Genomic DNA, 11,412 nt, shown 5'->3' with positions numbered 1-11,412 from the left:
CCCAGCCACCAGCCCCAGCCCTGACCGGCGACCGGCCTCGCCCCGGCCCCAGCCAGCACTCACCTGGCCCGCAACCGAGCGACAACCCCACCCCCACCCCCGGCCTCGCGCCACACACCCCCACCGGCCCCGCAGCCGACCCGCCCACGCCACCCCACGCACCCCACCCCGCCCCTCCATGCCACCCTGGACCCATGCCCGAAGGCGATACCGTCCACCAGGCAGCCCGGCGGCTGCACACCGCCCTCGCCGGGCACACCCTCACGCGCTCCGACCTCCGCGTCCCCAAGCTCGCGACGGTCGACCTGACCGGACGCACCGTCCTGGACGTGACCGCACGCGGCAAACACCTCCTCACCCGCATCGAGGGCGGCCTCACCCTCCACTCGCACCTGCGCATGGACGGCGCCTGGCGGATCTACGCCCCCGGCGAGCCCTGGCGCGGCGGCCCAGGGCACCAGATCCGGGCGATCCTCGGCACCGCCGAGCGCACGGCCGTCGGCTACCGCCTGCCCGTCCTGGACCTGCTCCGCACCACCGACGAGAACAAGGCCGTGGGCCACTTGGGCCCCGATCTCCTCGGTCCCGACTGGGACCCTGACCTCGCCCTGCGGAACCTCCTCGCGACGCCCGACCGCGCCTTGGGCGAAGCCCTACTGGACCAGCGCAACCTCGCGGGCATCGGCAACGTATACAAGAGCGAGCTGTGCTTCATCCTGGGTATCACCCCCTGGGTCTCCGTAGGCGAACTCCCCGAGGAGACAGCCGCCCGTCTGCCCGGCCTCGCGAAGAAGCTCCTGGAGGCCAACCGCGAGCGGCCCTCCCGCACCACCACCGGCCGCCCGTACAACGGCCAGCGCCTGTACACGTACGGCCGCGCGCGCCGCCCCTGCTTGCGCTGCGGCACCTTGATCCGCGTGGCGGAGCAGGGCGACGGCTCCCGCAGCCGCCCCACCTACTGGTGCCCCACCTGCCAGCAGGGCCCAACTCCCTGAACATCGCGCCAGTTGACGCCCCGTCAGCTCCGCCGTACCGTCCCGTCATGGCCGTCACGGCGTACGACCTCACCGGACGCACCGCATTCGTCACCGGCGCCGCGAGCGGCATCGGCCGCGCGTCGGCTCTGCTGCTCGCCGAGGCCGGCGCAACAGTGCACTGCGCCGACCGCGACGCCCAGAAACTCCACGAGACCGCGACGCTCATCAAGGCGGTCGGCGGTGAGGCCCACACCCACGTACTGGACGTCGCCGACAAAGAACAGATCGAACGGGCCGTCACTCAAGCCGCGGGGAAAACGGCCATCACCCCCGGCCGCCTCGACATCATGGCCGCCATCGCCGGGGTCATGCACAGCAGCCCCGTCCTGGAGACCCGCGCAGAAGACCTCGACCGCGTCCTGGACATCAACTTCAAAGGCGTCCTCTACGCGTGCCAGGCCGCGGCCCGCGCCATGATCGAGGCGGGCACGGGCGGCAGCATCGTCACCATGGCCTCGGGAGCCGTGGACACCGGCGGCCCCGGCCTCCTCTGTTACGGCGCGTCAAAGGCGGCTGTCGTACAGCTCACGAAAACCCTGGCCACGGAAGTCGGCCCGCACGGCATCCGGGTCAACGCCGTGGCGCCGGGCTGGGTTCGCACTCCGATGACCGAGCGGCACGACACACGGGCCCAAGCCCACACCGAGGGGATCATGGTGCGCATGTCGCCCCTTGGCCGCGTCGGCGAACCGGACGACGTCGCGCACGCCGTACTGCACCTGGCGTCCGACGCCTCGTCCTTCACGACGGGCCAGATCCTCCGCCCGAACGGCGGCGTCGCCATGCCTTGGTAGGGCGCCACCACGCCTTGACAACCCTGGAAACCCGCCCCCATCGCGCACCCCGCGACTCACCCCCGGAAGCCGCCCCGACCGAAGCCGCCCCGGAAACCGAAGCCACCCCCACCGAAGCTATCCCGGAAACCGAAGCCACCCCGGAAGCCGCAGCCACCCCGGAACCCGAAGCCGACCGCACACGCCCACGCCCACGAACACGCCCACAAACCCGCCCCTGCGCCTCCCCCTTCGGCACACAATGCACAGGCAGCAGACTCAACCCCCACCCTCCCGCCGCGACAGCCCCTTCCACCGCCCCCGCATCGGGCGCGAATGCCAGCCGCAGCACACCCCACCACCACACCGCGCCGGCCACGACGAGAGACACCCACCGCACCATGCGCCACGCCACGGCTTTCCCGCTCCCGGCTATCACGGCTATCACGGCTGTCACCTCCCGCCGACGCGAGATCGACGCTAGACCCCCGGTTCAGCCCACGGGAGGGCGCGGCGGACGCATCCGAGGGCGTGCCAACGGCGCGCGAAACACCGTAGCGCCCCCAGGTGCGCCCACCGACACACCCACGGCGGCAGCGGCGCCCCGCCACCCCCCAGCCCCGCGCACGCGTCAGCCGTTCTCGGCCTGGAACATCCAGTGGTGCTTCTCGAGGTCGGCCGTGATCCCGATGAAGATGTCCTGGCTGACCGGGTCGGCCTCACCGGTCGCGTCGATCCGCTCACGGAAGCGCGTGATCACCGCGCCCAGCGCATCCACGAGCACGCCGATGGCGTCCGAGTCCTTGATCCAGCCCTCGGGGGTCTTGCCGATACCGCTGCTCTGGGCCACGGTCGCCGCGCGCCCGTCGGGCGAGACACCGAGCGTGGAGGCGCGCTCCGCCACCGTGTCGGAGTGCTGCCTGGCGGTGTCGACGACCTCGTCCAGCTGCAGATGTACGGAGCGGAAACGCGGTCCGATGACATTCCAGTGGACCTGCTTGGCCACCAGCGACAGGTCGACCAGGTCCACCAGCGCGCCCTGCAGCGCCTCCGAGACCGTCTTCTGATCCGCGTCGGACAGCGGGCTCTTGGCGACGTACATCTGTCTCCTCCAACTCATCGACGAACGAGAGAAACCCTCATCAACCATGGCACAAGTAGGCCGATATGGCTGATTAGAGGCCTTAGGGGGCTTACATCCCGATAAGGCGATCTTCTCAGTGGTCTTCTGTCCCGCCCCGGCGCTTCTACACGGGACGTCCGTCCCTTCAGGGAACGCAAAAGGTCCCGACCGGGTACCCGGTCGGGACCTCCACACGCATGACGCTCAGCGCGAGCGCTCAGCCGAAAGGCACGCCGTAACGCGCCTCACCGCGCACGCCACACCTCTCGCCGCAAGCACCTCTCACCGCAAACGTCTCTCGCGGCACATGCCTCTCACCGCACACGTCACACCACGGCACCATCAGGCCGCGACGACGTCCACCGCCTCGGCCGGCGCCTTGATCGTCACCCGTTCCGGTGGCACACCGGCCACGGAGACGGAGTTGAGCATCGGGCGAACCGGCGCGCGCACCGGTTCCGTGACTGCTGCCGACTCAGCCAGCTCCGCGAGCGACAGCTCGTCGCTCACTTCACGCATCAGCTCGGACATCCGTACGTCAAGCGCGTCGCAGATCGCGGAAAGCAGCTCGGAGGAAGCCTCCTTCTGCCCCCGCTCCACCTCGGAGAGATAGCCGAGCGAGACTCGGGCGGACGAGGAGACTTCGCGCAGAGTACGGCCCTGGCGCTGGCGCTGCCGACGCAGCACGTCACCCAGCAGGCGACGGAGCAGAATCATCGGTGGCTCCCTCCTCGGACCGCGTAGCCGCATCCTTCACGCCCCACCGTACCGCCTCGTGCGGCGGCCGTGCGGGGAGCGATGTCGTGTTCACTCAGGGCTGCAAACATCAATTCCCCCCGTTCTGTTCCGTATCCTGTGCCCGCCCGTTCCCGGGAGGTTCGTCCGGCAGCTGCTTGAGCAGCAGCGTCAGCACGCTCCGCACACTCTCCCTACGGATTTCCGAGCGGTCTCCGTTCAACCGCAGGGCGACGACTTTCCCCTCGGCTCCGCCATCGGCGTAACCCCGCATGCTGACCATGCCCTCCGTGCCCGGCCCCGCGACCGCCACGAAGACGGTTCCGACGGGCTTGCCGTCCTGGGAGGCGGGCCCCGCTACACCGGTGGTCGCGATGCCCCAGTCGGCGCCGAGCGCCTTGCGGACACCGATCGCCATCTGTCGGGCGACTTCGGGATCAACGGCTCCGCGTTCGTCCAGCAGGGTGCCCTCGACGCCGAGCACGTCCCGCTTCACCTCGGTGGCATACGCCGTGACGGACCCCCGGAAGACCGCCGACGCGCCGGGCGCCGCGGTGATCTCCGCGGCCACCAGGCCCCCGGTGAGCGACTCGGCGACGGCCAGCGTCTCACCGCGCGCGGCGAGAAGCCGCAGGAGCCTGCTCGCCGACACCGCGACAGCCGAAAGTCCGGGGGATGTCACTTCGCTGCCTCCCGGGCGGACTCCACTGCCGCCATACGCTCCTCGGCCATGCCCTGCCTGCGCAGCACCACGGCCTGCTTCACATAGTCGAGCCCGGTCACCACTGTCAGTACGACGGCGACCGCCATCATCCAGAACCGCAGTGTCGCGAGCGGCCCCGTCAGGGCGAGAACGTACATGCCGACCGCCGTGCCCTGCGCCAGCGTCTTCATCTTGCCGCCGCGACTGGCCGGAATGACTCCATAGCGGATCACCCAGAACCGCAGCAGCGTGATGCCCAGCTCACGCCCGAGGATCACCCCGGTGACCCACCAGGGCAAGTCGCCGAGCCACGACAGGCAGATCAGCGCGGCGCCCATGATCGCCTTGTCGGCGATGGGGTCGGCGATCTTCCCGAAGTCCGTGACCAGGTTGTATGTACGGGCCAGATGCCCGTCGAAGAGGTCGGTGATCATGGCGACGGCGAAGGCGGCCCAGGCGAAGGAGCGCCAGGCCGGGTCGTACCCGCCGTTGCCGAGCAGCAGCATCACGAAGCCCGGCACGAGCAGCAGCCGGAGCATGGTCAACAGGTTGGCGACATTCCACAGGCTGGCCTGATTGACGGCCGCAGCACCCAGCTTCCCGCCACGCACCGGCTTGGCGCCCGGAGCACCGTGCGCGCCGGAGCCGCCTGACGCGGATGCCGGGACTCCGGTCATCTGCCGGCCTCCTCAGGACATTCAGCCACCAAGTCCACGCCCTCCGTGCCGACGACCTTTGCCATGACCATACGGCCGACCTGGAGGCCCCCGGAGGCCCCGGGACCCGTCAGACGGATCTGGCCGTCCGTCTCCGGAGCCTGGTGCGCGGCCCGGCCGAGCGGCCCTTCCTCCTCGTCGAGGGACTCCACAAGGACCTCGACGCTCTCGCCGAGCCGCTCCTCCGCGCGCTGGGAGGTGAGGTCCTCGGCGAGCCGCGCGATGTGCGCGAGCCGCTCGTCGACGACGTCCTGGTCGAGCTTCCCGTCGTACGTCGCCGCTTCGGTGCCCTCCTCGTCGGAGTACCCGAAGACGCCGATGGCGTCCAGGCGCGCGCCGGTCAGGAACCGCTCGAGCTCGGCAAGGTCGCCCTCGGTCTCGCCGGGGAAGCCGACGATGAAGTTGGAGCGGACACCGGCCTGCGGCGCCTTGGACCGGATGGTCTCCAGCAGCTCCAGGAAGCGGTCGGTGTCACCGAAGCGCCGCATCGCGCGCAGCACGCCGGGCGCGGAGTGCTGGAAGGACAGGTCGAAGTAAGGGGCGACCTTCTCCGTGGACGTGAGGACGTCGATGAGGCCGGGCCGCATCTCGGCGGGCTGGAGGTAGCTGACCCGGATGCGCTCGATCCCGTCGACGGCGGCCAGCTCGGGAAGCAGCGTCTCCAGGAGCCGGATGTCACCGAGGTCCTTGCCGTACGAGGTGTTGTTCTCGGAGACGAGCATGACCTCCTTGACGCCCTGCTCGGCGAGCCAGCGGGTCTCGCCGAGGACGTCGGAGGGGCGGCGCGAGATGAAGGAGCCGCGGAAGGACGGGATGGCGCAGAACGAGCAGCGCCGGTCGCAGCCGGAGGCCAGCTTCACCGAGGCGACGGGGGTGCTGCCGAGGCGGCGGCGCAGCGGGGCGCGCGGCCCGGACGCGGGCGCGACGCCCTCGGGCAGGTCCTGGGGGGCCTCTACGGGAGCGTGCCCGGGCAGGGCGACCCCGGCCCCCGCGACCTGCCGCTCCGCGGGGCTGATCGGCAGGAGCTTGCGCCGGTCGCGCGGGGTGTGCGCCTCGACGCTGCCGCCGCTGAGGATGGTCTGGAGCCGGTTGGAGATGTCGGAGTAGTCGTCGAACCCGAGCACGCCGTCGGCCTCGGGGAGCGCGTCGGCGAGTTCCTTGCCGTACCGCTCGGCCATGCAGCCGACCGCGACGACGGCCTGGGTCCTGCCGTGCCCCTTGAGGTCATTGGCTTCGAGGAGGGCGTCGACGGAGTCCTTCTTGGCGGCCTCGACGAAGCCGCAGGTGTTGACGACGGCGACATCCGCGTCCTCGGCGTCCTCGACGAGCTGCCAGCCATCCGCCTCCAAGCGGCCTGCGAGCTCCTCCGAGTCCACCTCGTTACGGGCGCAGCCAAGAGTGACAAGGGCGACGGTGCGGCGTTCGGGCATGGTCTCAAGACTACTTCGTCCGCGCTACGGCCCCCGCCGCCAGGGTTACCCGACGGTCGGCCCGCCGCCCTCCGCACGTCACCCGGACGTCACCGCGGTCCGCGCCGCGCCGCTGGTCAGCGGCTTGTGGAGCACCGGTCGGCGGCACACGGGACGGCCGTCAGGGCTCCCGGAGAGCGGGACCGGTCAGCCGACCTCCGGGTCGCCCTTCGTGTACGACAGGCGCTCGACCTGGCCGGGTTCGAATTCGTTCTCGACCGGCTTGCCGTTCACGTACAGGTTGATCGCGCCCGCGTCGCCCAGGATGAGGTCGATCTTCTGCTTGTCCTGGAACGTCTTGGCCTGGCCCTGCTCCAGGACGCCGTCGAAGAGGGTGCGGCCGCTGTGGTCCTTGGCCGAGATCCAGCTGCGGCCGTCGGCGGCGGCGACCTTCACCGTGACCTTGTCGCGCGGCACGCCGGCGATGGCGCTGTCCGACGGGTCGGGCTTGGGGTCGGCCGGCTTGTTGGGCTTGGGCTTCTCCGCGGCCTTGGTGGGGGCGGAGGCCGGGCCCTCGGCGACCGGCTGCGACTTGGCGCCGTCGTCACCGCCGTTGAACGCGGTGAAACCGACGAAGCCGATCACCGCGACGATCGCGGCGACCATGGCGGCGGTCCAGTTCGGCCGGCGCGGATCGGAGCGGATGCGTTCGGCCTCGAAGAGCGGCGCCGCCGAGGTGGGTGCGGGCGGGTGACCGCCGTGCGCCGCGTCGTACTGCGCGACGAGCGGGGCCGGATCGAGGCGGACGGCGCGGGCCAGCGTCCTGATGTGGCCGCGGGCGTACACATCCCCGCCGCAGCGGGAGAAGTCGTCCTGCTCGATGGCGTGCACGATGGGGATGCGCACCCGGGTGGACGTACTGATCTCGTCCACGGTGAGGCCCGCGTCGATGCGGGCCTGCCGCAGCGCGTGGCCGATCGAGGGCCGGTCGTCGGCCTGGTGGTCACCTGCCGGGCTCTGGTCGGCCGGGTCGGTGAGTCGGTCGAGGCGGTCGTCTGAAGGTCGGTCGTCTTCAGGGAAGTTGCCGATGGACACGGGGGCGCCTTTCGAGCGTGTAGCCACCTGCCGGAGGTTCAGTTTAGGGGGGCCTTGAAAGGGTGGGGCAACCGGACGGACGGACTTTGTACGCCATCAGAAGGGATGGACCTCCCTATGGCGGCACATCGCGCCGCCCCGACACCGCGCTGCCCTCTCCCTCAACTTGACGTACGCCGAAGGGAAACGGTTGCCTCCCCGATTCCTCAGGCCTGTGCCTCCCCGCGGATGACGGCGAGCACTCCATCCAGCTCATCGGGTTTCACCAGGACGTCACGTGCCTTGGAGCCCTCGCTCGGGCCCACGATGCTGCGCGACTCCATGAGGTCCATCAGCCGACCGGCCTTGGCGAAGCCGACGCGCAGCTTGCGCTGGAGCATCGACGTGGAGCCGAACTGGGTGGAGACCACCAGCTCAGCGGCCTGGCAGAGCAGATCGAGGTCGTCGCCGATGTCCTCGTCGATCTCCTTCTTCTGCTTGGTCCCGACGGTGACGTCGTCGCGGAAGACGGGCGCCATCTGGTCCTTGCAGTGCTGGACCACCGCGTGGATCTCGTCCTCGGTGACGAAGGCGCCCTGCATGCGGGTGGGCTTGTTCGCGCCCATCGGCAGGAAGAGGCCGTCGCCCTTCCCGATGAGCTTCTCCGCGCCCGGCTGGTCCAGGATGACGCGGCTGTCCGCGAGCGAGGAGGTCGCGAAGGCGAGCCGCGAAGGGACGTTCGCCTTGATGAGCCCGGTCACGACGTCCACCGAGGGCCGCTGCGTGGCGAGCACCAGGTGGATGCCGGCCGCGCGCGCGAGCTGCGTGATGCGCACGATGGAGTCCTCGACGTCGCGCGGCGCGACCATCATCAGGTCGGCCAGCTCGTCGACGATCACCAGCAGGTACGGATAGGGCTGCAGCTCCCGCTCACTGCCCTCGGGCGTCTTGAGCTTGCCCTCACGGACGGCCCGGTTGAAGTCGTCGATGTGCCGGTAGCCGAACGCGGCCAGGTCGTCGTAGCGCAGATCCATCTCGCGTACGACCCACTGGAGGGCCTCGGCGGCCTTCTTCGGGTTGGTGATGATCGGCGTGATCAGGTGCGGGATGCCCTCGTACGCGGTCAGCTCGACGCGCTTGGGGTCGACGAGGACCATCCGTACGTCCTCGGGCGTCGCTCTTATCATGATCGAAGTGATCAGGCAGTTGATGCACGACGACTTACCGGAACCGGTGGCACCGGCGACCAGGATGTGCGGCATCTTCGCCATGTTGGCCATGACGTAGCCGCCCTCGACGTCCTTGCCGAGCGCGACCAGCATCGGGTGGTCGTCCTCGGCGGCGTCCGCGAGGCGCAGCACGTCGCCGACGTTGACCATCTCGCGGTCGGTGTTGGGGATCTCGATGCCGACGGCGGACTTGCCGGGGATCGGCGAGATGATCCGCACGTCCGGGGAGGCGACGGCGTACGCGATGTTCTTGGCCAGTGCCGTGATCTTCTCCACCTTCACGGCGGGACCCAGCTCGATCTCGTAGCGCGTGACCGTCGGACCGCGCGTGAAGCCGGTGACGACCGCGTCGACCTTGAACTCCGTGAAGACGTTCGTCAGCGAGGCCACGACCGCGTCGTTGGCGGCGCTGCGGGTCTTGCCCGGGCCGCCGCGCTCCAGAAGGTCGAGCGAGGGCAGCGCGTACGTGATGTCGCCGGCGAGCTGGAGCTGCTCGGCGCGCGCCGGCAGCTCGCGCGGGGCGTCGGGCGGGGACTTGGTGAGGTCCGGCACGACGCCCTCAGCGGGCGCCTGCGGCTTCTTCTTGAGCTTGCCGGGCACGGGGGCGTCCGTGGCGCGCGCGGGCGGCACAGGGGCCGTGGGCGCGCGCTCCGCCTGCTCCTCGCGCTCCTGCTGCTCCCCCGAGACGCCCTGCGTCAGATCGGCGACCAGCGGCGAGGGCGGCATGCCGTGCAGGACGGCGCCGTCCAGGTCGGCGGCCGCGGCGGCCGCCACGTCCACGGCGTCCAGGGGCCGGCCCAGCTGTGGCTGTACGGGGGTCCGGCGCGGCTTGCGGCGCCGGGTAAGCGCCTCCTCCTCCGCCTGATCGGGGGCGTACGCGTCCGGGGCGGCGGAGCGCCGCCGTGCGGAGCGCGCGGGCGGGGCCTCGCGCCACGGTTCCTCGTAGTGCTCGTCGTCGGTGTAGGCGTCGTCCTCGGGGTACGGCTGGAGCACACCGAGCTTGATGCCGAGCAGCCGCAGGCGCTGCGGGATGGCGTTGACGGGCGTCGCCGTGACGACGAGCAGTCCGAAGACGGTGAGCAGCACCAGCAGCGGCACGGCGAGGATCTCGCCCATGGTGAAGATCAGCGGGGTGGAGGCGCCCCAGCCGATCAGGCCACCGGCGTCCCTTATCGCCTGCATGCCGTCGCCGCGGGCGGGCGAGCCGCACGCCACGTGGACCTGCCCGAGGACGCCGACGACCAGGGCGGAGAGGCCGATCACGATCCGGCCGTTCGCCTCGGGCTGTTCCGGGTGCCGGATGAGGCGTACGGCGATGGCGCCGACCAGCAGCGGCACCAGCAGGTCGAGGCGGCCGAACGCGCCGGTCACCAGGATCTCGACGAGGTCACCGACCGGGCCCCGCAGGTTCGACCAGGTGCCCGCCGCGACGATCAGGGCGATGCCGAGCAGCAGCAGCGCGAGGCCGTCCTTGCGGTGGGCGGGATCGAGGCCCTTCGCGCCGCGCCCTATGCCCCGGAACATCGCGCCGACCGTGTGGGCGATGCCCAGCCAGAGCGCGCGCACCAGGCGGTAGAGCCCGCTGGTGGGGCTGGGTACGGGCGCGGGGGCGGGCTTCTTCGCCACGGCCTTCTTGGCCGGTGCCCTCTTGGCGGGCGCCTTCTTCGCGGCGGGCCTCTTCGCGGGCGGTTTGGCGGCGGGCCTCTTCGCCAAGGCCTTCGTCGGCGCGGCCGCCTTTTTCGCGGGCGTCTTCTTGGCTGCGGACTGACGTGAGGCCATGGGTGTGAGGTTACCGCTGTCGACCACTGTGGACACGTGTGCCCACGCTTCACCCGTTCGTGTCGCCCTTGTGGACTCGGTGAACTGACGGGCGCTCACCGACTCCGCGGGGCGGGCGGCGCCGCGTCAGTTCTGCGAGGGGACCGAGGGGGCGCCGCTGCCGGTGCCGGGTTCCAGGGCGTCAAGGGCGCGGCGCAGGCCGGTCAGTTTGCGTTCGAGATGGGCGGCGGTGGCGACCGCGGCCGCGTCCGCCGACTCGTCGTCCAGCTGTTTGGAGAGCGCCTCGGCCTGTTCCTCGACGGCGGCGAGCCGCGCCGACAGCTCGGCGAGCAGACCCGCCGGCTCCTTGGCGTCGCCCGCCGAGGACTTGTCGCTGCCCTCCAGCTGGAGACGCAGCAGCGCCGCCTGCTCCCGCAGTTGGCAGTTCTTCATGTACAGCTCGACGAAGACCGAGACCTTCGCGCGCAGCACCCACGGGTCGAACGGCTTGGAGATGTAGTCCACCGCGCCCGCCGCATAGCCACGGAAGGTGTGATGCGGCCCGTGGTTGATGGCGGTGAGGAAGATGATCGGGATGTCCCGGGTCCGCTCCCGCCGCTTGATGTGCGCGGCGGTTTCGAAGCCGTCCATTCCCGGCATCTGGACATCCAGCAGAATGACCGCGAAGTCGTCCGTGAGTAGTGCTTTGAGCGCTTCCTCCCCGGACGATGCCCGCACCAGTGTCTGATCGAGCGCAGAGAGGATGGCCTCCAGCGCCAGCAGATTCTCCGGCCGGTCATCGACCAGGAGGATCTTGGCCTTCTGCACCATGGCCCGCCCTCCTCGCCCCGGCGA

Annotated in this window: 10 protein-coding genes; 2 read left to right on the top strand and 8 right to left on the bottom strand. The window is 70.6% G+C overall.

Annotation, left to right across the window (positions count from 1 at the left end; translation table 11 throughout):
• The first annotated feature begins 194 nt into the window (after positions 1-194).
• Both J2N69_RS27490 and J2N69_RS27485 read left to right on the top strand, forming a co-directional pair.
• Positions 195-995, top strand: coding sequence for an Fpg/Nei family DNA glycosylase (locus J2N69_RS27490; RefSeq protein ID WP_230903088.1), 801 nt, complete (start codon positions 195-197; stop codon positions 993-995).
• A gap of 47 nt (positions 996-1,042) precedes the next feature.
• The gene (locus tag J2N69_RS27485; RefSeq protein WP_230903087.1) at positions 1,043-1,831 is read left to right on the top strand and encodes an SDR family NAD(P)-dependent oxidoreductase; all 789 of its coding nucleotides are present in this window, start codon (positions 1,043-1,045) and stop codon (positions 1,829-1,831) included.
• Between the two features lie 610 nt (positions 1,832-2,441).
• Here J2N69_RS27485 and J2N69_RS27480 read toward each other — a convergent pair.
• The 8 genes from J2N69_RS27480 to J2N69_RS27445 all read right to left on the bottom strand — a co-directional run bounded on the left by J2N69_RS27480 (position 2,442) and on the right by J2N69_RS27445 (position 11,388).
• Positions 2,442-2,912: a Dps family protein gene (locus J2N69_RS27480; RefSeq protein ID WP_230904896.1), complete on the bottom strand. Its 471-nt coding sequence runs from the start codon at positions 2,910-2,912 to the stop codon at positions 2,442-2,444.
• 363 nt (positions 2,913-3,275) lie between these two features.
• Positions 3,276-3,650, bottom strand: a complete 375-nt coding sequence (locus J2N69_RS27475) for a helix-turn-helix domain-containing protein (protein WP_055529762.1) — start codon at positions 3,648-3,650, stop codon at positions 3,276-3,278.
• Positions 3,651-3,759: 109 nt separating this feature from the next.
• Positions 3,760-4,320: a CinA family protein gene (locus J2N69_RS27470; RefSeq protein ID WP_230903086.1), complete on the bottom strand. Its 561-nt coding sequence runs from the start codon at positions 4,318-4,320 to the stop codon at positions 3,760-3,762.
• Between the two features lie 26 nt (positions 4,321-4,346).
• The gene (gene pgsA / locus J2N69_RS27465; RefSeq protein ID WP_230903085.1) at positions 4,347-5,048 is read right to left on the bottom strand and encodes a CDP-diacylglycerol--glycerol-3-phosphate 3-phosphatidyltransferase; all 702 of its coding nucleotides are present in this window, start codon (positions 5,046-5,048) and stop codon (positions 4,347-4,349) included.
• Entirely contained in the window at positions 5,045-6,517 is a 1,473-nt protein-coding gene (rimO, locus tag J2N69_RS27460; protein WP_230903084.1) for a 30S ribosomal protein S12 methylthiotransferase RimO, read from the bottom strand. Before rimO ends, pgsA begins: the two co-directional genes overlap by 4 nt.
• A 186-nt stretch (positions 6,518-6,703) precedes the next feature.
• Positions 6,704-7,591, bottom strand: coding sequence for a helix-turn-helix domain-containing protein (locus tag J2N69_RS27455; RefSeq protein ID WP_230903083.1), 888 nt, complete (start codon positions 7,589-7,591; stop codon positions 6,704-6,706).
• A gap of 206 nt (positions 7,592-7,797) precedes the next feature.
• Positions 7,798-10,578 (bottom strand): DNA translocase FtsK, encoded by a 2,781-nt coding sequence (locus tag J2N69_RS27450; protein ID WP_230903082.1) that lies wholly within the window; start codon positions 10,576-10,578, stop codon positions 7,798-7,800.
• 126 nt (positions 10,579-10,704) lie between these two features.
• Positions 10,705-11,388 carry a response regulator gene (locus J2N69_RS27445; protein ID WP_205037364.1) on the bottom strand — a complete coding sequence of 228 codons (684 nt, stop codon included), beginning with the start codon at positions 11,386-11,388 and terminating at the stop codon, positions 10,705-10,707.
• Positions 11,389-11,412: the final 24 nt, after the last annotated feature.

It is taken from the genome of Streptomyces huasconensis, from assembly GCF_021028635.1.
Taxonomy (GTDB): Bacteria; Actinomycetota; Actinomycetes; order Streptomycetales; family Streptomycetaceae; genus Streptomyces; species Streptomyces huasconensis.
The sequence above is the reverse complement of the archived record's forward strand: the minus strand, read 5'-3'. Positions and strand labels throughout refer to the sequence as shown.